Origin of the sequence: Rahnella sp. PD12R (genome assembly GCF_019200965.1) — a bacterium.
Taxonomy (GTDB): Bacteria; Pseudomonadota; Gammaproteobacteria; order Enterobacterales; family Enterobacteriaceae; genus Rahnella; species Rahnella laticis.
This window is the reverse complement of record NZ_JAHTMS010000003.1, coordinates 333277-358076: the sequence shown is the minus strand read 5'-3', so window position 1 is coordinate 358076 and position 24800 is coordinate 333277. Positions and strand designations below refer to the sequence as shown.

Annotated in this window: 19 protein-coding genes and 1 pseudogene; 9 read left to right on the top strand and 11 right to left on the bottom strand. The window is 51.7% G+C overall.

Features of this window, described 5'->3' with window-relative positions:
* Positions 1-116: 116 nt before the first annotated feature.
* The 8 genes and pseudogenes from KWG64_RS08755 to KWG64_RS08720 all read right to left on the bottom strand — a co-directional run bounded on the left by KWG64_RS08755 (position 117) and on the right by KWG64_RS08720 (position 7387).
* Positions 117-569, bottom strand: a complete 453-nt coding sequence (locus KWG64_RS08755) for a DUF1240 domain-containing protein (protein WP_218521640.1) — start codon at positions 567-569, stop codon at positions 117-119.
* Positions 566-922 (bottom strand): DUF1240 domain-containing protein, encoded by a 357-nt coding sequence (locus KWG64_RS25865; RefSeq protein ID WP_370628633.1) that lies wholly within the window; start codon positions 920-922, stop codon positions 566-568. The genes KWG64_RS08755 and KWG64_RS25865 overlap by 4 nt, the downstream gene beginning before the upstream one ends.
* A 100-nt stretch (positions 923-1022) precedes the next feature.
* A complete protein-coding gene (locus tag KWG64_RS08745) occupies positions 1023-1910 on the bottom strand; it encodes a hypothetical protein (protein ID WP_218521638.1) in 888 nt (295 codons plus the stop codon).
* A 14-nt stretch (positions 1911-1924) separates the two neighbouring features.
* A complete protein-coding gene (locus KWG64_RS08740; protein WP_218521637.1) occupies positions 1925-2404 on the bottom strand; it encodes an Hcp family type VI secretion system effector in 480 nt (159 codons plus the stop codon).
* 422 nt (positions 2405-2826) lie between these two features.
* Positions 2827-3807 carry a LacI family DNA-binding transcriptional regulator gene (locus KWG64_RS08735; protein WP_218521636.1) on the bottom strand — a complete coding sequence of 327 codons (981 nt, stop codon included), beginning with the start codon at positions 3805-3807 and terminating at the stop codon, positions 2827-2829.
* A 110-nt stretch (positions 3808-3917) separates the two neighbouring features.
* Positions 3918-5063 (bottom strand): annotated as a pseudogene (locus KWG64_RS08730) (Gfo/Idh/MocA family protein).
* Positions 5056-6129: a sugar phosphate isomerase/epimerase gene (locus KWG64_RS08725; RefSeq protein WP_218521635.1), complete on the bottom strand. Its 1074-nt coding sequence runs from the start codon at positions 6127-6129 to the stop codon at positions 5056-5058. Before KWG64_RS08725 ends, KWG64_RS08730 begins: the two are co-directional and overlap by 8 nt.
* A gap of 13 nt (positions 6130-6142) precedes the next feature.
* Complete coding sequence (locus KWG64_RS08720) at positions 6143-7387, bottom strand: MFS transporter (RefSeq protein WP_370628623.1); 1245 nt, start codon at positions 7385-7387, stop codon at positions 6143-6145.
* Positions 7388-7634: 247 nt separating this feature from the next.
* Here KWG64_RS08720 and KWG64_RS08715 point away from each other — a divergent pair, with 247 nt between their 5' ends.
* The 7 genes from KWG64_RS08715 to eagI all read left to right on the top strand — a co-directional run bounded on the left by KWG64_RS08715 (position 7635) and on the right by eagI (position 18806).
* Positions 7635-8312, top strand: a complete 678-nt coding sequence (locus KWG64_RS08715; RefSeq protein WP_218521634.1) for an SDR family oxidoreductase — start codon at positions 7635-7637, stop codon at positions 8310-8312.
* A 278-nt stretch (positions 8313-8590) separates the two neighbouring features.
* Entirely contained in the window at positions 8591-9832 is a 1242-nt protein-coding gene (locus KWG64_RS08710; RefSeq protein WP_218521633.1) for an MFS transporter, read from the top strand.
* A 282-nt stretch (positions 9833-10114) separates the two neighbouring features.
* On the top strand, positions 10115-11845 hold the full coding sequence (locus KWG64_RS08705; RefSeq protein WP_218521632.1) for an ABC-F family ATP-binding cassette domain-containing protein: 1731 nt from the start codon (positions 10115-10117) through the stop codon (positions 11843-11845).
* Between the two features lie 118 nt (positions 11846-11963).
* The gene (locus KWG64_RS08700; protein ID WP_218521631.1) at positions 11964-14894 is read left to right on the top strand and encodes an HD domain-containing phosphohydrolase; all 2931 of its coding nucleotides are present in this window, start codon (positions 11964-11966) and stop codon (positions 14892-14894) included.
* A 106-nt stretch (positions 14895-15000) separates the two neighbouring features.
* Complete coding sequence (locus tag KWG64_RS08695; RefSeq protein ID WP_218521630.1) at positions 15001-15750, top strand: pirin family protein; 750 nt, start codon at positions 15001-15003, stop codon at positions 15748-15750.
* 975 nt (positions 15751-16725) lie between these two features.
* On the top strand, positions 16726-17970 hold the full coding sequence (gene mtr / locus KWG64_RS08690) for a tryptophan permease (RefSeq protein WP_218521629.1): 1245 nt from the start codon (positions 16726-16728) through the stop codon (positions 17968-17970).
* A gap of 185 nt (positions 17971-18155) precedes the next feature.
* Entirely contained in the window at positions 18156-18806 is a 651-nt protein-coding gene (eagI, locus tag KWG64_RS08685; protein WP_152323864.1) for an acyl-homoserine-lactone synthase EagI, read from the top strand.
* On the opposite strand, the gene KWG64_RS08680 is transcribed toward eagI, so the two are convergent.
* Entirely contained in the window at positions 18772-19533 is a 762-nt protein-coding gene (locus KWG64_RS08680) for a LuxR family transcriptional regulator (RefSeq protein ID WP_152323863.1), read from the bottom strand. The two genes, eagI and KWG64_RS08680, sit on opposite strands and share 35 nt — an antisense overlap.
* Positions 19534-19870: 337 nt before the next feature.
* A complete protein-coding gene (norR, locus tag KWG64_RS08675) occupies positions 19871-21409 on the bottom strand; it encodes a nitric oxide reductase transcriptional regulator NorR (protein WP_218521628.1) in 1539 nt (512 codons plus the stop codon).
* Between the two features lie 159 nt (positions 21410-21568).
* Between norR and norV the strand changes: the two genes are divergently transcribed.
* Together norV and norW are read left to right on the top strand one after the other, a co-directional pair.
* Positions 21569-23002 (top strand): anaerobic nitric oxide reductase flavorubredoxin, encoded by a 1434-nt coding sequence (gene norV / locus KWG64_RS08670; protein ID WP_195813357.1) that lies wholly within the window; start codon positions 21569-21571, stop codon positions 23000-23002.
* A gap of 11 nt (positions 23003-23013) precedes the next feature.
* On the top strand, positions 23014-24147 hold the full coding sequence (gene norW / locus KWG64_RS08665) for an NADH:flavorubredoxin reductase NorW (protein ID WP_218521627.1): 1134 nt from the start codon (positions 23014-23016) through the stop codon (positions 24145-24147).
* 61 nt (positions 24148-24208) lie between these two features.
* On the opposite strand, the gene KWG64_RS08660 is transcribed toward norW, so the two are convergent.
* A complete protein-coding gene (locus KWG64_RS08660; protein WP_218521626.1) occupies positions 24209-24796 on the bottom strand; it encodes a flavin reductase family protein in 588 nt (195 codons plus the stop codon).
* Between the last annotated feature and the right edge of the window lie 4 nt (positions 24797-24800).

Genomic DNA, 24800 nt, shown 5'->3' with positions numbered 1-24800 from the left:
TGTCAGCCATTTCGAAAGAACAACAGTACGCATTCAGTACAAGGCTGGCAACGTGAAAGTCTGGTGCGCGTCACAAACTCTGTAGCAAAAGGCGGTTGAAGAAGAGGGTTATTTCATTATCTCAACTTGTCGTAAGGCACTATCGTCTTACATAAATCAGGGTGAATAACATAATAACTGCCGAGTTTATCTTCGTTGCAGGAAGTGTAGGATGAAAACATTAGGATGAAAGGAATGATAAAAGATATAACAAACCCTAAGCAGCAGCAGGCTATACTAAATCCTGCCCACAAACTTCCAATCAATGTGGATTTTTTTAAAGGCTTCATTCCCTTATGCAATAATATTCTCAATGAAAAGAAGAAAAACCAAATGAACAGAGGAATTCCTCCAACGCATATAATTACCTTCCCATTATATTGTATTATATCACCACGATAAAATATGGAGGAAGTATTAAACATGTCCGTGAATTTAATAACAGCACAAATCAACACTACACTAAGCACCATCATAAATGCTGCTGATAACTTATAAATAATAAATTTTCGTAATTCATTATCTTTCATTTATCCCTCCAACGATGCGTAACTATAGTCTTACATAAATCAGGGTGAATGACATAATAATTGCTGTATGTATCTGTATTGCAGGCGGTATAGGATGAAAACATAAATATGAAAGGAATGATAAAGGACATAACAAACCCTAAGCAGCAGGAGGCTATACTAATTCCTAACCAAATATTTCCGATTACAGTAGCTTTTTTTAGAGGTTTTATTCCTTTATGCAAAAGTGTTTTCAATGAAAAGAAAAACACCCAAATCAAAAGAGGAACCCCTCCAATGCAAATAATAGTCTTGCCGTTATATTGTATAATATCCCCTAATGAGATTAATGAGTAAGTATCCTCTACATCCATAAAAACCGTGCAAAGATAAATTAATCCCACGCAAAAGGCGATCATGCAAATTGCAGAAAGCTTGAAAATAATGAACTGCCACAAATTGTCACTTACCATTTCAATATCCAAATCCGACAGGTGTATTTAAAAACAGCTTGGAGTTTTTAAAATTCCATTCATTTATTTTTTGATACTCATCCCAACTCTTCCGTAAATTTTCTTTAAGACTTACCGAGAAACCAATGTGATCATCTAATACATTCAAACTAATATTTAGAGCAACACCTATTATCACGACAATAAATATAGATAAGGCTATGGGTGAACCGATTACTGTTAAAACGCCGCCAAGTATTCCTATTACAATACTAGTAACAATGGTTTTCACCGCATCCACCGAAACATCAACAAGAAAATCGGCAAGGTGATAATCAGATTTGAAGATCAGTTCAAGTGCGCGCCAGGCTACGGAAGCAAAAATACAGAATTTCATCCCTTTAACAAGTGCTCCACCGACGCCCCGGTAGCCAATGCCCATTTCCAGCATCTGGGGATGATTAACAGCATAACGGGTGCCCTTGAGAATTTGGCGCAATCCGGCATACCCGGTTATTTTTATGTAAGACTTTCCCTTGAAGGTGTATTCAATCGCCCGGACACCGAGCGATTTGAAATGAAACACCAGATCACCGGCTGAATTCTTATAGGTCATTAATTTACTGATATTCCCAGTGCCTTCCAGGATATCTTTAATGTTGCCCGGCGCCAGTTTGTAGGAGAAGATTTTATCCGTTCCGCCCATCAGGGTATCGACAATTTCTTGCGCCTCTTCCATCGTCAGCAACATGATATGGCGAGTTTCGGTAATGAATGTACCGTTCGCGAAAGCCATATCGCGCTGCACAGGATTCATGCTGGGGAAAGAGTTGAACGAGTCCTCGCCCATTAACATTTTCTTGCCGGCATTGACCCGACGCCAGTAAGCTGCATCCGTTAGATCTGACATTTTGTTTCCCTTTCTTAATAAACGCGTTCATTCCATAAACTGTAAGCGCTGGTGCCCGCTATGCAGTGTTCCCATGTGATGGTTTCGTAGCTGAAACTGACTCTTTCCTGTGCTTCTGCTTCGCTCTCAAGAATGCTGTGGGGCACAATAAAATCGATATTTGTTATGCGGGCACCGGTTAATTTCACTTTGTAATAACACTCTCCCATGCCGACTTTATTTGTGCGGTAGAGTTCCAGATCGCAGGTTAATATTTCATTATCTGTTATAGCCTTCCCAAGAAGCGGCGAAGATTTATCTATCGGCTTAAGAATAGTGACTTCATGATGGTCAACGTTCTGATCGCGGGACAGCGTATGTTTCATACTGTAAACCATGATCTTGTCGATATTTCCGATTTGCGCTTTATTACCAATGGAGTCCAGTGACGAACATCCTGCAGAGATCAGCCCCTGAGTTTGTCCGTTTAACGTCAGATAAGTTAAGTTTGCCATATTAATCCCTTAGAAATTATTTGGATGAGTGATACTTTCCATTTCGACATCACGTCAGCTTCGGCGATAATTCATTCCTGTTACTGATTCAATTAATGAAAACCCGTTAATCAGATAATTCATCACAGTAAATTACTATTGATCAGAGTTTTGATGATTGAAACAGAGGGTGATTTTGTTCCTGAGATTTTTAAAAAACAAGATATTTATGCATGACTAAAAAATTAGATTTTTATTATTCATGCCACCAATGAATTAATTAATAATATGTGAACGCCAGCAAAAAACTGGCGATATAAATCAGGCCTGCCGGTGTTCAAGAGGCAAGTTTCAATAGGCAACGTATTTGTTCGGTGACATCCGGGCGCATTGGCGAGGCATTTTTATTTCAGAAATGCCCGCCCCGCTGCGGGCAATTTCACTCACGCACTCGCGCGTACAATAAAATGCCAGTCCATCATCAGGCGTTCTGCCGGAGATTCCGGGTTATCAATTTTTTTAATCAGTAAGGAAACCGCCTGCCGGCCAATGTCGCCCGACGGTTGTTCGATGGTCGTAAGCTGTGGAGAAACCATTTCGGCCAGTTCAGTGCCATCAAAACCAATGACCGCAATATCCTGCGGAACCTTCAGCCCGGTTTCCCCGATAGCACGCATCGCGCCAGCGGCCAGCGTGTCGGAGACGGCAAACACACCATCAGGTCGTTCCGCGGCTTGCAGCAATTTTTCCATCGCCGCTTTGCCCGCGCTGAAACTCAGCTCGCTGGCATATTCAATGGCCTGATAACCGTGCTCTTGTTCCTGCATGACCGTTTTATACCCCTGTTCGCGCAGCCGGGCGTATTTGTAGCTCAGGTCGTGGTTGATGAGCGCAATGCGGCGACAACCGCGGGCGAGCAGATGCCGGATGGCAAATTCGGAGGCGTCAGTGTCACTGATCCCGACGCAGGAAACGTCCCCCGTATCCGCGTATTCGGCGCACTGCACCCACGGCGTCTGGCCGATCATATTCGTCAGTTCGGGGAGTTTGGAAAATGCATCCATGGTGATAATGCCGTCGACCATTTTGCCGGATAGCAGACCGAGGCTGGATTTAGAGCGCTCGATGTCGGAGCCGGAATTGCACAAAAGAATGCGGTAGCCGTTCTTTTCAGCTTCTTCTTCAATGCCTTTCACGACATCAGCACAAAACGGATTGGCGATATTCGAGACCATCACCAGAATCATTGAGCTTCTGGACGTTCTCAGCTGGCGGGCCAATAAATTGGGCTGGTAATTACTTTCCCTGATCGCTTCCAGTACACGTTCGCGGTTTTTGCTTTTGACGGAATCGCTGTTATTGAGTACACGCGAAACCGTTGCCACCGAGACACCGGCCAGTTTGGCAATTTTCTGAATCGACATAACGACAACACATCCTGCGGTCTGCTCTTTTTTGCCAGAGGCTACCACAGTTTGGAGATGGCATGAATGGAAGCCCGGCGTTATCTGTGCGCCGGGCGTGAAGAAAGGACTTAAACTTTTATCCACCGCTGCTGCCGGTGACTTTGCAAAATGGCATCAACAACGGACATCACGCGGGCGCCCTCATAGAAAGTGGCAAACGGACTGTGATTTTTAGCCGGTGGACGCCCTTCCCTGACGGCAGTATAAAACTGCAACATCATGTTCCTGAACGCATCCGGCCAGCCTTCAATGTGCCCGCCGGGGAAATGTGCGCTGTGAGCCACATCGGCATTCATCAGCCCCGGATCGTCCGATAACATCTGATTAGGCTGGGCGCGATGGCCTACCCAAAGTTACTGCGGCGTTTCCTGATCCCAGGCCACTGATGCCCCGCTGCCATTCACTTCGAAACTCAGCCGGTTTTTACGGCCTGCGCTGACCTGCGAAACATGGAAACAGCCTTTACTGCCGTCATCAAACCGCAGCAGCACGAATCCTATATCTTCGGTGGTGACCGGCCGGTCTTCATAGTGCGTATCCGCCTCTTTGGCGGCAAACGTCGAATTGCCCTGCACATTAGCTTTGCGCGTTGGCCAGACGATAGAGAGATCGGCCATCACTTCGGTGATGCGTTTGCCGGTAACAAACTGGAGCGTATCGCACCAGTGCGAACCGATGTCCGCGATGGCCCGTGAAGCCCCGCCCTGAGCCGCATCAACGCGCCAGTTATAGTCCGTTTCCAGCAACATCCAGTCCTGCAAATAACTGCCGTGCGCCGAAAATAATTTTCCGATTTGCCCCTGACGCACCATGCTCGCGGCCTGCTGAACCATCGCGAATTGCCGGTAGACAAAACTCACGCCGTGAACGACACCCGCGTTTTCTGCCATTACAACCAGCTCCTGCGCTTCCTCCGGCGTCATGCACAAAGGTTTTTCGCTGAAGACGTGTTTCCCGGCGCGAAGGATCTTGCGGTTAATCTCCGCATGCAGATGGTTCGGCGTGCAGTTATGCACCACGTCCAGACCAGGATGTGCCAGCAACGCGTCGATATCACCGTACGCATGCGGGATATTCAGCTGTCCGGCTTTTTTCTGCGCGGCCTCAAAAGGCGTATCGCACAACGCGACCACATTGACAAATCCCAGCCGCCGTAACGCTTCGATGTGCGCAGGCCCGATAAAACCGGTGCCGATAATGCCGACATTAATCATGAGAAACATCTCCGGCCAGCCCGAGCATCCGGCGTGCCTGATGGCGGTCATTCTGGCCGGCAGCAAAATCATCAAACGCCCGTTCTGAAACCGGGATGATGTGACGGCGGATAAATTCGCTGCCTTCACGCGCGCCGGTTTCAGCGTTTTTCAGGCAGCACTCCCATTCCAGTACTGCCCAGCCGGAATAATCATATTGCGACAATTTGCTGAAAATACTTTTGAAATCGATGTCGCCATCGCCGGGCGAGCGGAAACGCCCCGGCCTGTCGGCCCAGTTCTGATAGCCGCCGTAAACTCCGCTCTGGGCGCTGGCAGCAAATTCCGCGTCTTTCACATGGAAGGCTTTAATGCGGTCATGATAGCGGTCGATGAAGCCCAGATAATCCATATGCTGAAGCCGCAGATGGCTGGGGTCGAAGAGAATATTGCAGCGGGGATGGTGATTGACGAGCGCCAGAAAACGCCCGAACGTCACGCCGTCATGCAAATCTTCGCCCGGATGAATTTCAAAACAGACGTCCACTCCGTGCTGATCAAAACAGTCCAGAACGGGCAGCCAGCGCTGCGCTAACGTGGCGAACGCCTCTTCCAGCAACACCGCATTATGCGGCGGCCACGGATAAAAATACGGCCAGGCCAGCGAGCCTGAAAACGTTGCGTGCGCCGTCAGCCCGAGTTTTTCGGACGCTGCCGCCGCCTGTTTTAACGCCTGCGTCGCCCACGCCTGACGCGCTGAAGGGTTTCCGCGCACCGCTTCCGGCGCAAAATTATCAAACGCCAGATCATACGCCGGATGCACGGCAAGCAGTTGCCCTTCGAGATGGGTGGAAAGCTCGCTGATCACCAGCCCGTGCTGCGCCAGCGTGGCGGTAATTTCGTCACAATATGCCTGACTGGTTGCCGCTTTCGGCAAATCAAAAATGTGCGGATGGTTGCACGGGATCTGCAACGCTTTATAGCCCAGCGCCGCGGCCCATTCCGCCAGGCCTTCTAACGTGTTAAACGGGGCTTCAGCCCCGATGAACTGCGACAAAAAAATGCCCGGTCCCTTAATGGTTTTCATTGCACCTCCTGAGTTACTCAACACGCTCTTTCTCGTCATATCTGAACGAGAAGAGGAAAATTAATGCGATAACCGCAGCGGAAATCGCCGGGATCCACCAGAACGTCACCCACGCCTGCGGCACGGTTTGCCCGGCGACCAGACGGTTATAAAGCGCACCGGAAATCTGCGACCCCAGCAACATACCGATGCCGTAGGTGAACATGACGATCATGCTCTGCGCCTGACCTTTTACTTTTTCCCCCGCCACGCGGTCGGTGTAAATAAACCCGACCACAAAGAAGAAGTCGTAGCAGACACCGTGCAGCAAAATCCCGATGTAGAGCAGAAAACGCCCTTCCTCGCTGACGCCCAGTGCAAAGAAGGCGTAACGGACAAACCAGGCAAGCATGCCGATCAGCAGCATGTATTTCACGCCCAGACGGCGGAAGAGCAGCGGGATCACCAGCATGAAGAAAATTTCTGACATCTGGCCGAAGGACATCGCGGTACTGACATCCGCAATGCCGGTATCCGCCAGATACGACGCGGTGTACGCGTAGTACGTCCCGAGCGGTACAGAGATCAGCATGGCGCAGAGCGAGAACACAAAGAAATGACGGGTCTTCAGCAGCGCAAAGGCATCAGCGCAAAACAGATCGCGCAGGGCAAACGGCAGGCCTTTTGCGGGCGCAGGTGTATGTGGCAACGTCAGGCTGTAAGCCGCCAGCACCACGGAACACACGGCGGCAATCGAGAAGATACTGACGCTCGCCGAGACGCCGGTCACGCCGATTAAAATCCCTGCCACAATCCAGCCAATCGTGCCGAAAACGCGCACCACCGGGAAACTTTTATCGATGTTTTTCAGGCTATGGAAAGAGATGTTATTGGTCAGCGCCAGCGTCGGCATGTAGCAAAGCGTGTAGCCGAACAACAGCGTGATGAGCAGCGTACCGTTTTCTGCGATCAGCGCCTGCGGCACAAACCACAAGATCACCGCACCAGCCAGATGCATTACCGCCATCACTTTTTGTGAAGGGAAGAAACGGTCGACCAACATCCCGAGCACGAACGGCGATAAAATTGACGCAATTGGCCCTGCCGAGAAAGCATCACCGATCAGCAGTGACATATTGTGATGCGCCATCACCAGCCCCAGCGTCACCGACCAGCTTCCCCAGATAAAGAACTGTAAAAACATCATCAGAGATAAACGCGGTACCAGAAAACGGTGCCGGATATGACTTTTTTCATGGCTTTCTAATGCTGACATCATTTTCGCCTCACAAAAAGTAATCGATTACAAAACGTGTTTTATGAAAAGTAATCGATTACAAAATTATTATCCCGCGCTTCTTAGCGAATTTGCGAGAAAGCTCACGATAAAAAACCTGTCAGGAAAATCGGACTCCAGCCCATTGTTGCCAGCGGCGGGCTGTCCCATACTGAAACTCACGCTATGAGGTTTTACAGGTTTAACGAAAACTATAAATTAACGTTACGCATTGAATAAAAGGATGAATATGACTGACTCTAAGAAAGCATTGATCATCGGCGCTTCACGCGGTATCGGTTTGGGTGTGGTGGACGTTCTGGCAAAACGTGGCTGGCAGGTCACGGCGACAACCCGGGATGCCGTTCCGGCCAAAAGCCCGGCTTCGGTTGAATGGGTTAAACTGGACATCAACAAATCCGACGCCCGCGAGGCAGTTAAAGATGCACTTTCCGAAAGCCGTTTTGACCTGATTTTTGTCAATGCGGGCGTGTTTGGCCCTGACCATCAGGACATTCACCAGGCTACCGATGAAGAAATTATTCAGCTGCTTCTCACCAATGCCATCTCCCCTGTGCGCACCGCGGCTGAATTCCTTCCGCTGCTGAACCACCGCACCGGCGTGCTGGCGCTGATGACTTCTGAGCTTTCCAGCCTCAATGAGAATGAAGTCGCCACGTATCCGCTGTATTCCGCCAGTAAAGCCGCACTGAATATGCTGACCCGCGGGTTGCAGGAAGCGACTGAAAAACAGGAGCTGACGCTGTTGTCTGTTCATCCGGGTTGGGTGAAAACCGATATGGGCGGCGAAGATGCCACGCTGACCGTAGAAGAAAGCGCCACCGGGATTGCCGATCAGTTCGACGCATTCCGCGGCAAAGGCGGCCATCACTTTGTGGAATATTCCGGCCGCAAACTGCGCTGGTAAATTTGCAGTTCCCCGTTCGCTGACGGCCTCTCAGGAGGCCGTTTTCAATTCTAAAACACAACCGTAATCCCCTGCCCGGGAACTCCATTTCTTCTTCACAATGTGACGGCAAACTCCGTTAAATGAAGATTTGCTGAACCTTTTGTGATGTTTCTCTTTTATGGTAAAACTAGCCGGTTGGTTGTTAATAATTTGTACACACAATAATTGCCGGGCTAACTTATTCCAAAATAAGGCTCAGTCGCGGCGTATAAACGTTTTTATTTCAGGGATTTATCATGCCTCCTGCTTCCCCAGCGGATTCGGATTCACTGTTACAACATCGTTCATTTGTGGCGTTCTGGATTGCGCGCGCCGCGTCCAGCTTTGGTTTTCAGATGCTTTCCATCGTGGTGAGCTGGCAAATCTATTCCATCACCGGCCGGGCGTTTGATCTCGGGCTGATCGGGCTGGTGCAGTTTTTCCCCTCCGTCGCACTGGCGCTGGTCGCGGGGCACGTCGCTGACCAGTTTGATCGCCGCCGCGTCGTCTTGCTCGGGCAGATCGTCGAATGGCTGGCAATTGCCGCACTGGCCTGGTTAACGCTCACACATCACGTTAATGAAGTAATTGTGCTCGGGCTGATTTTCATTATTTCAACCGCCAAAGCGATGGAAGCGCCGTCTTTGCAGTCGATGCTTCCGGCGCTGGTTCCGCCGCATTTACTGGCGCGCGCCATGGCGGCAAACAGCGTATCCGGCCAGGCGGCGGCAATGGTTGGCCCGGCACTGGGCGGTTTTCTGTATGTCGCCGGGGCAGGCGTGGCTTATTCGGTCTGCGCCGTGCTGTATCTGCTGTCGATCCTGATGGTCAGCCGTTTACGCTATGAACAGGCACCTCCGCGCCGTGTTCCGGCCACGTTCAAGACGCTGTTTGCCGGCATCCGTTTTATACGTAACCGGCCGGACGTTCTGGGTGTCATTTCACTGGATTTATTTGCCGTACTGCTGGGCGGCGCGACGGCCCTGCTGCCGATTTTTGCTCACGATATTCTGCATACCGGCCCGTGGGGTTTGGGCTTATTGCGCGGCGCGCCTGCGGTCGGCGGGTTAATCGTCGGATTCTGGCTGAGTCACCGCGCGCTGAAACGCAATGTCGGGATGACCATGTTTACGGCGGTGGCCGGTTTTGGCGTCGCGACGTTAGTTTTCGCCTTCTCAACGTCGTTATGGCTTTCCATGATTGCGCTCTTTGCGCTCGGCGGTTTCGACATGATCAGCATGGTCATTCGTGGCGCACTGGTTCAGCTGGACACGCCGGACGATATGCGCGGCCGCGTCAGCGCCGTGAATTCTATTTTCATCAATACCTCCAACCAGCTCGGCGAGTTTGAATCGGGTTTACTGGCCGCCTGGGTCGGTGCCGTGCCCGCTGCGGCGATTGGCGGCGTCGGTACGCTGATCGTGGTGGGATTATGGATGACCTGGTTCCCTGCCTTGCGTAAGCGGCAGAAGCTGGAAAATGAAGCGGTGACACCGTAACGTATTGAGGGGGTTTTCAAGACTGGAACAATTCGGAAATCCCCAATATAATTCATTCACCAACAGAATACATAAGGAGGATTGCCATGCTGACCCGTGAAGTTTTTTTAATTTCACTCGTCCTTAGCGATCGTCACTGCTCAAGCGTTACCGGTATCGTGCTGCGATAACCTGCTTGAGCGAAGCTAACTGACAATCTGAGAACTTCCCTCCGGCTTACCGGTTATCGTCGGCTTTATTGACGAGAGGCTTTTTTTTGCCTGTAAAACTTGAGTAAGCACCATGACATTATTATCTTCACAATCCTTATCCTTCGATAATTCCTTCGGCCCTTTGCTGACGGAGATTTCATTCGGCCTGAAAAAAGGCGACCGCATCGGGCTTATCGGCCATAACGGCTGCGGAAAAAGTACCCTTCTGAAAATACTCAACGGCCAACTGGCAGCGACCTCCGGCACGCTGACGCTGGCAAATCAGTGCATTATGGCGACGGTAGAACAGCATCTTCCGGCAGCATTGCAGGAGGCGACGCTGATTGATGCGGTGCAAAACCACCTGCCCGGCAGCCTCCATCAGCCGGAACGCTGGCAGGCCGAAGTGCTGCTCGCGACGCTGGGCTTTGAGGAAAAAACCTGGAGCCTGGCCGCTGGAACGCTCAGCGGCGGGCAACATACGCGGCTGATGCTGGCGCGGGCGCTGGTCCGGCAGCCGGATTTACTGCTGCTCGATGAACCGAGTAACCATCTGGATCTGCCCACGTTGCTGTGGCTCGAACAGTTTCTGCAAAACTGGGGCGGCAGCTTTGTGCTGGTTTCCCACGACCGCAGCCTGCTGGACAGCGTCACCAACTGCACCTGGATCCTGCGCGACAAAACGCTGCAATTTATCCGTCTCCCCTGCACTCAGGCACGTCAGGCGCTGGCCGAAAAAGATGCGGCGGACGCATTGCGCCGCAGAGCCGAGCAAAAGGAGATCGACCGTGTCACCAAAAGCGCCAAACGGCTGGCCGTCTGGGGCAGCGTTTACGACAACGAAGGTCTGGCGCGCAAGGCCAAGCAAATGGAAAAACAGGTCGACCGCATGAAGGAAGAGCAAACCGATGTCACCGCGGGCAATCAGTGGCAGTTGCGGCTGCGCGGAGAAGCCTTACCGGCGGATCGCGTACTGGCGCTTTCTGCCTTACCGATCCGGCCCGCCGCGGATGCGCCGGTCTTGTTTGAACTTGGCGAACTGCGGGTGAAAAGCGGCGACCGTATCGCGCTGGTGGGTCGCAACGGCTGCGGAAAATCATCGCTGCTGCACCATCTCTGGCAGGCTTATAGTCAGCAGGAAACCGCCGCTGAGGGCGTGATGTTTCATCCCAAAGTGCGTACAGGCTATTACGATCAGAGCCTGCGGCAACTACAGGATGAGGATTCACTGTCGGATGCGCTGGCACACTTTGCGCCGCTGACCGAAGAACAGCGAAAAATGGCGCTGATCGGTGCTGGTTTTCCGTATCTCCGCCATCAGCAAAAAGTCAGCACACTGAGCGGCGGCGAGCGTTCGCGGCTGCTGTTTATCGGGCTGACGCTGGCGAATTACTCTCTGTTGCTGCTCGATGAGCCGACCAACCATCTGGACATGGAGGGTAAAGAGGAGCTGGCGGAAACGCTGAAAACTTTCAGCGGTGCGGTGCTGCTGGTTTCTCACGACCGGACGCTGATTGCGCAAAGCTGCAACCGCTTCTGGCTTATTCATCAGCAACGGCTGGAGGAATGGCACAGTTTCGCGCCGGTCTGCGCGATCCTCGCCGATATTCCGGTGGCCAATACTCCGGCTGCGGTAAAACCACAGGTGGCGACGTCTGCGGTTCCCGAAACCGAAGAGGAGCACTGGCTGGCGACGCTGCTGGAACTGGAAAGTAAACTGGAAGAAGATCTGGCGCGAAAGCCCAGACATCAGAAACCGGAATTACAGCGCCAGTGGCAACAGCAAATCGCCGAACTGAATGCCCTGCTGGAACTGAACTAACGTTTAAATATCTCCCCTTTAAGGCCGCAGAAAAGCGGCCTTTTTTCGTGCCAGCCTGTCGCTTTTACCCGCGTCGGTTATGCTTAAAAAGCAGAAACATTTTTCCGGGGAACACAGCATGAAAACCCGTATTAAAAAACTAAAAAACCGGTATCCGCTACACATCCAGATCACAGTCCTTTTTACGTTTTTAATTGTTTCGATCGGCTGCATTATCATTCTTTTCAGCCACACCCAGCTGACAATACTGACCGAAGTCAGCACGCATCAGCAGTACCAGAAAACCGGTGAGGCCATTGCCGCTGAGCTGGATTCAGTGACACGTAATATGGCGATGTCGGTGGATATTCTGACGAAAATGCCCATCACCGCAGCGCAAACCGAAGCACAACGCATGGCGCTGGTGAGCAATTTCATCATGGTATTGCAGCAGAATCATTACGCCAGCTCGGTCTACAGCGCCTATCAGAACGGCGACTTTTTTATTCTTCGCCGGTTAACCGATCAGAATCGAACGTTATTTAATGCACCGGCCAGTGCGCAATGGCTGGCACAAAACTACCGGTTTGATTTAGCGACGCCGGAGAAAAAAGAGTTCTATTTAGACAATAAGCAAAACATGATTTCCTCAGCCACCGTGCCTTATGACAATTACGATCCGCGCAGCAGAAAATGGTTCACGCTGGCCAGCGCGGAAGAGGGACTGATTACCTCGCCCAACTATATTTTCAAAGGCACGGGCGAAACCGGCTTTACCTACAGCCAGCAGGCAGATAATCAGCACGCCGTGATCGGGCTCGACGTTTCTCTTGCCTCGCTGTCCGCCTTTTTGCAACAGCAGGGATTACCGCCGGGCAGTCAGGCGGCGATTTTGTCAGAATCCGGCGAAGTCATCGCCAGCCAGCCGGCACAAATACGCGGGAATACCGGTGCGGGAAATCTCCCCGTTTTACAACCGTTGTTCACGCAGGATAACGCCGGAAACAGCCGTCTTTTCAGGGTGGATAATCAGGACTGGTACGGTGCCGTTATCAATATTCACAGTATGGGAAACGACTATCGCCTGGCGATCGCCACGCCTTCGGCTTTCCTGACGGCGGATGCCAGTGCGATCAGTAACCGCTCGACGCTGATTGCTTTCCTGCTGCTGTTACTCAGTCTGCCGGTGATCTGGTATTTCTCGCGCAGGATCTCCCGCCCGCTGATCAGCCTGCGAAAAGATGCCGAGGCAATCAGTAATCTGCACTTCGAAGTGGAAGACCATGCCGGGCACAGTTCGGTGATTGAAGAGGTCGATGATTTACATACCGCGATGGCGAAAATGAAACTCACGCTGACCAAATTCATCTCGATGGGCAGTATGCTGACGGTGAAGAATAACTTTACCCAGCAAATGCAGGGGCTGTTAACGGAAACGACGGAAATAGCCGACATGACCGGCGGCATGGTCTTTCTTGCCAATCAGGACATGAATTTATTTACACCCGCGGCATTTCGCTGGCGTGAGGAAAACATTGAGCTTGCCGGGATTTCGCCTCTGGAAATCGATAACGACCGTTGCAGCGAGTTCTGGCAAATCGTTAAAGGCCAGACTATTAGCGGAACGCTGACGCAGGAGTCGCTGCCCGCCCCGCTGCTCACCTTCTTCCGGCCACATTTACCGCTGCGCTACGTCGCGGTTCCCATGCAGACGCACGATAACCAGCTTCTGGGTTTTCTGTTGCTTTTCAATACCCGAACGCTCACCGATAAGCATGAAAATGCCAAAATCCAGCTGATCAATTCGCTGGTCGGCATGCTTTCCGTGGCGATTGAAGCACAGCATCTGCTGGTGGAACAAAAGAATCTGATGAACGCCTTCATCAAGCTGATCGCCGGTGCCATCGATGAGAAAAGCGCTTATACCGGCGGACATTGTCAGCGCGTGCCGGTCATTACCAAAATGCTGGCCAAAGCCGCGGTTGAAAGCCGCGAGGGGCCTTTCGCCAGTTTTACGCTTTCCGAAAACGAGTGGGAGGAATTACATACCGCCTGCTGGCTGCATGACTGTGGCAAGATCACCACGCCGGAAGCCGTGGTAGATAAAGCCACCAAGCTGGAGCTGATTTATAACCGGATCCATGAAATTCGTATGCGGTTTGAATTGCTGAAACGCGAGAAAGAGATCGCATTTTTACGTGAACACGCCGGACAGCCTGCTGACAGCGCGCAGGCGCACGCCCTGAACGAAACGCTGCGCCAGCTCGACGATGATTTCTATTTTATTGCCCGCTGTAATATCGGCAGTGAGTTTCTCTCCGATGATTCGCTGGTGCGAATCAGTCAGATTGCCGGTTACCGCTGGACGCGCACGCTCGACGATACGGCAGGGATTTCACGCGAAGAGCTGGTGCGCAAACAACGTCTGCCGCAACCGGCGTTACCGGTTCAGGAACCGATGCTGGCAGACAAAGAAGAGCATATCGTCTACCGCGATGGCACCAGCAAACAGGCGGACCGTTATCACTTCAAACTGAAAAAACCGGAATTGCAGTATAACTATGGCGAAATCTACAACCTGGCAATCCGCCGCGGAACACTGAACGACGAGGAGCGTTACAAAATCAACGAGCACATCATGCAGACCATTATCATGCTGGAAAACCTGCCATTCCCGCGCACGATGTCAAACGTGCCGGTGATTGCCGGCGGGCATCATGAGCGCGTCGATGGCAAAGGGTATCCGTATCAGCTTAATTACACGCAGATGAGTGTACAGGTCAGGATGATGGCGATTGCGGACGTTTTCGAAGCACTGACCGCCGCTGACCGGCCGTACAAACCGGGAAAACTGCTCTCGGAAGCGCTGAATATCATGGTCAGCATGGTGAATGAACATCATCTGGACCGGGACTTATTCATCCTGTTCCTGCAATCGGGTATCTGGCGTGATTATGCCCAAACCTATTTAGAGCCGGAGAAAACCGACAACGTGGACATCGCCGCCCTGCTGGCAAAAATCGCGCCGCAGCCTGTTGAGGATATTTTTTGTGAAGTCAGCCCGGCGTGAAAAGTACCCGCAGCCAGGAAACGCCGCATTCTTAACAAAAAGATCACACCCTCTTCGCCTCCTTGGTAGACTGGCCGGAGACTAAAAATAAGCTGCCGGAGAAAACATGTTTAACGTATTACGTGCTGAACCCAAAACGACTTTCGAATACGGCCCTTTCCGGATCCGGCGTATGCGTCCGGGGCAGATCCTGCCGGAGCGCGGTGACGATGCTTTTGGCCCGCTGAGTGTTATTGACCACGCGAATCTCGAACAGGGGACGCTGGTGAAAATGCATGAGCACAATAATGATGAGATCCTCAGCTATATGTGGCGCGGTTCGATGGTTCATGAAGATTCTGCCGGCAACCGCGTTCCCCTTTCGCCGAAAAAACTGATGATGATGAATGCCGGGGAAAGTTTCTGGCATGAAGAATCCACGCCTCTGGTTTCGGCCGAGATGCTGCAGATTTTCATCCGCCCGCGCAAGGCGAACCTGGAAGGCCGCGTGCAGTTTATGGAGCGTCGGGATGGCCCGAAACAAAACGCATGGACGCTGATTGGCGCGCCGGAAGGCATTGAGTCGCCGCTGGAAATCCGCCAGGCCATCTACATTTACGATACCCGCCTGGACGCTGACACGACAATTGAAATCCCCACGCATCCGGGATTTGCGCAATGGCTGTACGTAATGGACGGCGAGATGACAATTGGCGGTCACACGCTGGCTAAAGGTGACGCAATCAGCGACGAAGCCAGCGCACTGACGCCTGCCACAGCCACAAAAGAAACGACACTGGTATGTTTTCTGGTCTATCTGGATGCGGAATCTGTTCTGGAAGGCACCATCAGCGGTAAATTCGGTAACGTGAAATAAGGCAACAGGCCAGCGTTACGAATAATCCGAGATATTACAGTGCCCTGAATGAAAAAGCCCCAGCAAGTTATTGCCGGGGCTTTTAAGGTACTATCAAATTAGTATTTAACATTCATCAACTTAATTACAGATACTTACTTCTACAGATGTACATCGTTTCACAGGATATATTTTTGAAGCCAGTTAACGCTATCCTCCTATAATATTATGGAATAACATCGTTATCCTGTTCATTTCACTCAGCCTGGTTTTTCATGTCAGGATAAATGAGTACATCACCCTCGCGATATAGACTCTTTGATGCGTGGCCTTACTCTCTTCGCGATATTCTCGATTTCAGACTTACGTACCCAAATCGCGAACATTACTCTTAATTACAAGGCGTTACATCATCGCGTTTTCGTCCACATAATGCGATTGCACAGATTTACTGCGTGGCCTTAAAGCATCATCTCACAGACTTTCAAATATCGCCTGATATTGAATCACCCAAACAAAAATACTTCGTGGCCTTTATCGCATCTCATTACTGACAAGTTTATCAACTTGTTAAATGCACCGGGAAATAAAATCTTCACTTCATTTCTCTGCGGGGCTGACTTCTAATTTACTCGTTATGAGCAGTGTGTCAACACTGTATTTAAGCACAGGTTTTTGCTCCCTTTTTTGATAAGAAATAATAATGGAAACTGTGATCTGCACCAGATATAGAGGTAAGTGTTTTAACCTAAAAAATCAACATTTTCATATTTTAGAAACATCCCGATTCGCGCCCTGCCCGGCATCTTCGCCAATGTGCCGTGTTGTACCAGCAAACTAGTTCGGCAGTGTACATCTGGCACGAGATGCACTATATTGCGGCGCGTAAGGCTAACAAGGCAGGATAAAACTGCGATTTTTGGTCATTTCCCCTATCAATTCTTTTACAGCAATTCTTGAACGAATCGTGATAAAAGCCACGCGAGGAACCGCACTATGGCGACGCTTTCCGTGACCACCCCACAACGCTCGGTGCTGGGTGGCGCAATGATTATCGGAGGAACCATTATTGGTGCCGGGATGTTCTCCCTGCCGGTGGTGATGTCCGGTGCCTGGTTTTTCTGGTCTGTCGCGGCACTGATTTTTACCTGGTTCTGCATGCTGCATTCCGGCCTGATGATCCTCGAAGCCAACCTGAATTATCCGGTAGGGTCGAGTTTCAACACGGTGACCGGCGATCTGCTGGGCAAAAACTGGAACCGGCTTAACGGCCTGACCATCGCCTTCGTGCTCTATATCCTGACGTATGCCTATATCTCAGCCAGCGGTTCCGTGCTCCAGCATACGATGCGCGAAATGTCGGTGAACTTCTCCCCGCGTCTCGGCGGGCTGCTGACGGCGCTTGCCGTGGCGTTTATTGTCTGGCTGAGTACCCGCGCGGTGAGCCGCATGACGGCGATTGTGCTGGGCGCCAAAATCATCGCTTTCTTCCTGACGTTCGGCAGCCTGCTGTGGCACATCAAGCCGGTGAATTTACTCAACAGCGTCGAAATCAATCCAAGTTATATGCCTTACGTGCTGGCGACGCTGCCGTTCTGCCTCGCGTCATTTGGTTATCACGGCAACGTGCCGAGCCTGATGAAGTATTACGGCAAAAATCCGCAGATCATAAAAAAATGCCTGCTGCTGGGCACGCTGATGGCGCTCGGGCTTTACATCATCTGGATGCTGGGGACGATGGGGAACATACCGCGCCCTGAGTTCATCGGCATTGCGGCCCGTGGCGGCAACATCGATGTGCTGGTGCAGTCACTGAGTCAGATCCTCAACAGCGAAGGATTAGATCTTCTGCTGACGGTCTTCTCCAACTTTGCCGTCGCCTGTTCATTTCTCGGCGTGACGCTTGGCCTGTTCGACTATCTGGCGGATCTGTTCGGGTTTGATGACAGCCGCACCGGGCGTTTTAAAACTGCGCTGGTGACGTTTATCCCGCCCATCGTTGGCGGCGTGATCTATCCGGATGGCTTTATCTATGCGATCGGCTTTGCCGGTCTGGCGGCCACCGTCTGGGCGGTCATCGTCCCGGCGCTGATGGCACGCGCATCGCGTCTGCGCTTCGGCAGCCCGCTGTACCGCGTGTGGGGCGGAAATAAAATGATTGTGCTGGTATTACTGTTTGGTGTGCTCAATGCGGCCGTACATATTCTTTCCAGCGTAAATCTGTTACCTGTTTATCACTGACAGCACATAAATACCGGCATCAGGCCATGTCTTAACGGCATGGCTTTTTTTTGTTTTACATCACAAACTCCCCTCATAAACAAATTCCCCCTACAGACGGTGATTTATTTGCCGATTGTATATTGTAATAATCAATGCAGATGCCAAATATAACCCTTCGACCGTATTCAAAATCAGGAAAAAAAATGCTGGAAATTTTCGATGTGAGTTACAACGACCTGACAGGCAAACGTTCGGATGATCTCTACAAACTGAGGAAAAAAACGTTTAAAGACCGCCTGGACTGGGCTGTTCAGTGCAGCAATGACATGGAATTTGATGAATTTGATAATGCCGATACGCGCTACATGCTGGGTATTTACGACAACCAGCTCGTGTGCAGCGTGCGCTTTGTTGATTTACGTCTGCCAAATATGATCACCCATACTTTTAACCGGCTATTTGATGACGTGAAATTACCTGAAGGTGATTATATCGAATCGAGCCGGTTTTTCGTGGATAAGAACCGCGCAAAAGAATTACTCGGCAGCCGTTTCCCGATCAGCCATGTTCTGTTTCTTTCGATGATTAATTATGCGCGCCATCACGGACACACCGGAATATACACCATTGTCAGCCGCGCAATGCTGACGATTGCGAAACGTTCCGGCTGGGAAATTGAAGTGATAAAGGAGGGTTTCGTCAGCGAAAATGAGCCTATTTACCTGCTCCGTTTGCCGATTGATTTGCATAACCAGGGCATCCTTGCCCGGCGCATCAGCGATCAGTCCGAAGCCTCGCTGGAGGCGTTATGTGAATGGCCTATGTCTTTGCCTGTGACACCAGTACAGGTTTGATGAGTTCCAGTTCAACGCCAAGCCGGATTGCCTGCTTGGCGTTAATAACCCCCAGCTTTTTCACCACGTTAGCCATGTGATATTTCACGGTTCGCGTCGTGATATTGATGATCTGCGAAATCTCATCGTAGGTTTTCCCCATGCTCGCCCAGTGCAGCACTTCGTTTTCACGCGGTGAGAAAATCGGTTTCCCGCCCGACACCAGCGATGGCGAAATCTGCGATGAACGCGCCGCGCTCTGGTTTAGCATCAGCATCTTTTCATGGGTTTTGATCAGCAGGCATTGCAGTTTATCCATATCCTGCGCGACCCTGTTTTCCGGCCCTTTATCCGCGCCCGCTTCCATAATCAGCGACAGCATACCCAGATTATTCATGTGGTCATGAAGCACGAAAGTAAAACCGTTCGCGATATTATATTTCTTAGAAAGCGAGAAAATTTTGGATGATTTTAAATCAGAAAGCACGGTAAGATTTTCATCCCACGCGAACGGGGAAACACGTTTAAGCGCGGTCAGAACCACCGGGTCGATATGCTGGTAATTATGCGATTTATAGATATCGGCCCATTCATCCGGATAGCTGGTGACGACAAAGATGTCGACCGGATTTCTTTTATTGATCACCAGATAGGTGTATTTCAGATTGCCGTAAGGAAGTAATTTCCTTTCGAGATAATCACGTAACGTATCGATAATCTTTTCATCATTTCTAACGCGCGAATGCATTCCTCTTCCCCCCTGGCTGACGCGGCTTCCCTTTTGATTTTCGTGGTCTTTCTGTCACAAAGTACAGTGCACGATTACACCTTAGTACAACTATCGGGTTGCGTCTCCCCCCGTATAATCACCGCATAATAATTAATTAGCAAAAAAAAACCTGACCGTTAGAGTCAGGTAGCAACATTAGCCAACACCAGGGAAATTTTTAAAAGAAGTTATACCTAAAATGCTACAGAAGCGGACGCGTTTCAACAGTTCTCGCTTCCGTAGCATTTATTATTTTCGCGCCTCAAACTATTTTGGCTAATTATTCGCCAGACCCACACCTTAATCTCCCCTGATATTACGCCTTCATTCCTAGCCGCTTCGCCAGCCGGTGAAGATTTCCGCCGTCCATTTCCAGCGCTCTCGCCGCCGCAGACCAGTTCATCTGATTTGCCTGCAAGATTTTGGTAATTTGTTGCCGCTGAAAATCCTGCGTGGCCTGTTGCAGATTGAGTGAAGTTGCCTCCGGGACTTCGGTTTCGGGCGCAGCCATGACGTCCGGATTTCCGGCCTCAGAAAAGTTAAACAGCGCACGATGTAACGTGACGTCGCCCTGATTTTGCGACGCCCGCGCCAGCACCGCCGCACGTTCAATCGCGTGTTTCATCTCACGTACATTGCCGGGCCAGCCATAACTGACCAGCATCGAAAGCGTGTCGGCAGGCAGCCTGAGCTGCGAAATCCCCAGTTTGTTTTTGATGTGCTCGACAAAAAAACCGGCCAGCAGAACGATGTCACCCTTTCGTTCGCGCAGCGGCGGCACGAAAAGCGGAAACACGCTCAGGCGGTGGAACAGATCGACGCGGAAAGTCCCGTCCACCACCGCTTTTTTCAGGTCGCAGTTCGTCGCGGCCAGGATCCTGACATTCACGCGTTTGGTGCTGTCATCGCCGACCCGTTGCAGGTCACCGTACTGGATCACGCGCAGCAACTTGGCCTGAAGCACCAGCGATAGCTCGCCGATTTCATCGAGAAACAGCGTGCCGTTATCCGCCATCTCAAATTTGCCCGTGCGGTTATGGATGGCGCCGGTAAACGCCCCTTTCACATGCCCGAACAGTTCACTTTCCGCCACACTTTCCGGCAGCGCCGCGCAGTTGAGATACACCAGCGGTTTTCCCGCGCGCGGTGAAAGATGATGCACGGCATTAGCCACCAGCTCTTTACCCACGCCGGTTTCACCGGTGATCAGCACGTTAAGATCCGAACCGGCCACCACACTGATTTCATGCCGTAATTGCTGCATGGCGTCGGAAAGCCCCACCATTTCTTCTTCCGGGCTGCGAACGTTTTGTTTACGCGCATTCGGCGCGGCCATCGCCGGTAACGCCTGCTTTTCAAGGGCATCCACCAGCAGCGCATTATTGAGCGCAGAAGACGCCAGCGCGCCGATGAGCCACAACTCCTCATCGCTGAACGCGTCAAATTGTTCCGGGTTCAGGCTGTCAAACGTCAGCGCGCCAATCAGCGCCTGATCGGCAAACAACGGCAAACCGATGCAGGCGTGAACTTTCAGATCGTCATGACCGGGGATGAGCCCGTCGTACGGATCCGGCAAATGGCTGTCGGCCGGGAAACGCACCACGTTCCCCGCGCGGGCAATGGCTTCGAGACGCGGATGTGAGGCCAGGGCGAAACGCCGCCCGAGCACATCCGGCGATAAACCATCAATCGCCAGCGGCCTGAACTGTTGTTCTTCATAACGCAACAACGCCGACGCATCGCATTTGAGGAGTTCACGCACGCTGGCAATCAGATGCTGAAAGCGATCCTCACCGGACAGACCGTTTTGTAATTCGATGGCGATGCCCGCCAGGGACTGAATGGATAAGCTCATAATGTCATTCCGACACAGGTAAAGTCATTTTGACAATAGTATCGCATTGTCAAAATGACTCATAATTTTATTAAAACTCATAAAATCAATAAGATAAAAACTGGCACGGTCATTGCTCTCTCTGAAGAAGACCATCCATTACTTTTTCAGGAAACTATCATGGCTATTCAGGTTAAAAATAACATCAGTTGGGTCGGGCAACGTGACTGGGAAGTGCGCGATTTTCACGGCACCGAATATAAAACCCATCAGGGCAGCAGCTATAACAGTTATCTGATCCGTGAAGGCAAAAACGTCCTGATTGACACCGTCGATCATAAATTCAGCCGTGATTTTGTCGCCAATCTGGAGAAAGAAATCGACCTTGCGGCGATCGATTACATCATTATCAACCATGCCGAAGAGGATCATGCCGGTGCGCTGACCGAGCTGATGTCCCGCATTCCTGACACGCCGATTTACTGCACCACCAACGCGATTGATTCCATCAACGGCCATCATCATCACCCTGAATGGAATTTCCACACTGTGAAAACCGGCGACTCACTGGATATCGGTAACGGCAAAACGCTGATTTTTGTTGAGACGCCAATGCTGCACTGGCCGGACAGCATGATGACGTATATGACGGAAGACGCCGTATTGTTCAGCAATGATGCCTTTGGCCAGCACTATTGCGACGAGCATTTGTTTAACGATGAGGTCGATCAGACAGAGCTCTACGAGCAGTGCGCCCGTTATTACGCCAATATTCTGACGCCGTTCAGCCGTCTGGTGACGCCAAAAATTAACGAGATCCTCGGCTTTAATTTGCCGGTGGACATGATTGCCACCTCGCACGGCGTGGTCTGGCGCGACAATCCGACGCAAATTGTGGCGAAATACCTTGAATGGGCGGCGGATTATCAGGAAGACCGCATTACTATTTTCTACGACACCATGTCCTCAAACACCCGCATGATGGCCGACGCCATTGCACAGGGCATTCACGACACAGACCCGACCGTCGCGGTGAAAATCTACAATATTTCCCGCCACGATAAGAACGAGATCCTGACGCAAATCTTCCGCTCCAAAGGCGTGCTGGTCGGTTCATCCACCATGAATAACGTGATGATGCCGAAAGTGGCAGGCATGCTGGAAGAGCTGGCCGGTCTGCGTTTTCGCAACAAAAAAGCCTCCGCGTTTGGCAGCTTTGGCTGGACCGGCGGCGCGGTTGACCGCATTCAGACCCGGCTGATGGATGCCGGGTTTGATATCGCATTGTCGCTGAAAGCTAAATGGCGCCCGGACGGCAAAGCACTGGAAGAATGCCGCGAACATGGCCGTAAAATCGCCCGCGAATGGGCTTTGCATCCGCTCAATGAAACCCGCGCGCCGGTGCAGCCCGTTGAATCTGCCTGCGGATGCAACGCTGAGCCGAAAGCCGACGCCGGTGTTTCAATGATTTGTACCGTGTGCCAGTGGGTTTATGACCCGGAGCTGGGTGAGCCGTTGCAGGATGTCGCGCCGGGAACCGCGTGGTCTGACGTACCGGAATCCTTCCTTTGCCCGGGCTGTGCGCTGGGTAAATCCGTCTTTGATCCGCTGTGAAAGGAGGCCAGATGGAACACAACATTGTGATTATTGGCGCCGGATTTGCCGCGCGCCAGCTGATAAAAAACATCCGCCGCGCCGACAAACAGGTACCGGTCACGCTGATCGCGGCAGACAGCGCAGACGATTACAACAAGCCGGATCTGAGCCATGTCTTCACGCAGAAACAAGGCGCGGATGACCTGACGCGCCAGAGTGCGGCGCAGTTTGCTGCGGAAAATAATCTCACGCTGGTTTCACACACGCGGGTCACGGCTATCGATCGCAGGAATAAACGCGTGGTGTGCGGCGACCGGTTTTTTGATTATGAGAAACTGGTGCTGGCGACCGGCGCGCAGGCGATATTGCCTGCGTTGCCGGGCAGCGAATGGATTTTCACGTTTAACAGCCAGAATGAGTACCGGCAGAATCAGGACGCTTTGCAGTCGGCAAAACAGATTGTGGTACTGGGCGGCGGCCTGATTGGCAGCGAACTGGCGATGGATTTACACCGCGCCGGAAAACAGGTCACGCAGGTTGATCGTTCCCACAGCCTGCTGGGCTCCGTGATGCCTGCGGAAATCAGCAGCCGGTTACAGCATAAATTCAGCCAGATGGGCATTCAGCTGGCGTTAAATAACGAACTGGAATCGGTGGCTAAAACGGCTGATGGCCTGAATGTTTTGCTGAAAAATGGCCTGATAATTCGTGCTGACGCCGTGATCGCCGCCATCGGCCTGAAACCGGAAACCGCCCTCGCCGCAGACGCCGGTTTGTACACGCAGCGCGGCATCGTGGTCAACGGTCAGTTACAAACGTCGGACCCGGCCATTTACGCGCTTGGCGACTGCGCAGAAATCGAAGAGCGAATTCTGCCTTTCCTGCAACCGGCGCAGATTGGCGCAATGACGCTGGCGAAAAACCTGCTGGGCGGCGCAGAAACGCTGAATCTTCCCGCCATGCTGGTGAAGGTCAAAACGCCGGATTTACCACTGTTCTTTGCCGGTGAAACCACACGCACCGACCTGAACTGGGACATCACCCTGAACAGTCAGGGCATGATGGCGAAAGGCCGGGACGGCCAGAATCAGCTGCGGGCGTTTATCGCCAGCGAGGAACACACCAGACAGGCTTTCCTGCTGTTACGTGAACTGAGCGCATAAGCAAAAAAATCCCCTGCACGAATTTCCGTGACAGGGGATTTTTACGTTTAACGCGACCTGATCAGCCCAGGTCGGTATTGGCGTTCAGGGCTTCGCCGGTGGCATAGAACTGGCCGCCTGCGATGTAATGCAAGCTGCGCAGGGACGGATCGGCGTCTTCGAAATGCCAGTGACCGTTGCTGAATACGCGGGTATCCGCCCAGGCACCGACAATTTCACCGATAAACAGATCATGCGCCTGCTGGTTGTGCGGCTCAGGGATCAGCTTACACGCCAGCCACGCGGAACAACCGGCGACAAACGGCAGGTCGCCGTGCCCTTCCATATGAAACAACTCTGCGCCGCAGTGCTGCAATTTATCCGGGTCGTTACGCAGCGTTCTGTTGCCCAGATCGTAGGTCATCTGCAATTGCGCCACCGTGGGCACCTGAATCACGAAATAACCACTTTGCTCAATCAGCTCGCGGGTACGGGCGATTTTATCAATCACCACCGTCAGTTTTGCTGGTTTGAAATCCAGCCCGCACACCCAGGACGCTGACATCACATTGTCCACGCCCGCGTGATGGGCGGATACCAGCGCAGTGGTTCCGTGGTTGATCAGGCGGTAGGCTTTTTCCAGTTCGACGGGCGCAAATTGTGGGGTCATCAGA

Bases quoted from the DNA above. Each gene is read 5' to 3' on its own strand.
- KWG64_RS08710 (WP_218521633.1), top strand. From the start codon at position 8,591: ATGCCTCCTGCTTCCCCAGCGGATTCGGATTCACTGTTACAACATCGT.
- KWG64_RS08705 (WP_218521632.1), top strand. From the start codon at position 10,115: ATGACATTATTATCTTCACAATCCTTATCCTTCGATAATTCCTTCGGC.
- KWG64_RS08740 (WP_218521637.1), bottom strand. From the start codon at position 2,404: ATGGCAAACTTAACTTATCTGACGTTAAACGGACAAACTCAGGGGCTG.
- norW (WP_218521627.1), top strand. From the start codon at position 23,014: ATGGAACACAACATTGTGATTATTGGCGCCGGATTTGCCGCGCGCCAG.
- KWG64_RS08660 (WP_218521626.1), bottom strand. From the start codon at position 24,796: ATGACCCCACAATTTGCGCCCGTCGAACTGGAAAAAGCCTACCGCCTG.
- KWG64_RS25865 (WP_370628633.1), bottom strand. From the start codon at position 922: ATGGATGTAGAGGATACTTACTCATTAATCTCATTAGGGGATATTATA.
- norV (WP_195813357.1), top strand. From the start codon at position 21,569: ATGGCTATTCAGGTTAAAAATAACATCAGTTGGGTCGGGCAACGTGAC.
- KWG64_RS08755 (WP_218521640.1), bottom strand. From the start codon at position 569: ATGAAAGATAATGAATTACGAAAATTTATTATTTATAAGTTATCAGCA.
- eagI (WP_152323864.1), top strand. From the start codon at position 18,156: ATGCTGGAAATTTTCGATGTGAGTTACAACGACCTGACAGGCAAACGT.
- KWG64_RS08735 (WP_218521636.1), bottom strand. From the start codon at position 3,807: ATGTCGATTCAGAAAATTGCCAAACTGGCCGGTGTCTCGGTGGCAACG.
- KWG64_RS08680 (WP_152323863.1), bottom strand. From the start codon at position 19,533: ATGCATTCGCGCGTTAGAAATGATGAAAAGATTATCGATACGTTACGT.
- KWG64_RS08720 (WP_370628623.1), bottom strand. From the start codon at position 7,387: ATGATGTCAGCATTAGAAAGCCATGAAAAAAGTCATATCCGGCACCGT.
- KWG64_RS08715 (WP_218521634.1), top strand. From the start codon at position 7,635: ATGACTGACTCTAAGAAAGCATTGATCATCGGCGCTTCACGCGGTATC.
- norR (WP_218521628.1), bottom strand. From the start codon at position 21,409: ATGAGCTTATCCATTCAGTCCCTGGCGGGCATCGCCATCGAATTACAA.
- KWG64_RS08695 (WP_218521630.1), top strand. From the start codon at position 15,001: ATGTTTAACGTATTACGTGCTGAACCCAAAACGACTTTCGAATACGGC.
- KWG64_RS08745 (WP_218521638.1), bottom strand. From the start codon at position 1,910: ATGTCAGATCTAACGGATGCAGCTTACTGGCGTCGGGTCAATGCCGGC.
- KWG64_RS08700 (WP_218521631.1), top strand. From the start codon at position 11,964: ATGAAAACCCGTATTAAAAAACTAAAAAACCGGTATCCGCTACACATC.
- KWG64_RS08725 (WP_218521635.1), bottom strand. From the start codon at position 6,129: ATGAAAACCATTAAGGGACCGGGCATTTTTTTGTCGCAGTTCATCGGG.
- mtr (WP_218521629.1), top strand. From the start codon at position 16,726: ATGGCGACGCTTTCCGTGACCACCCCACAACGCTCGGTGCTGGGTGGC.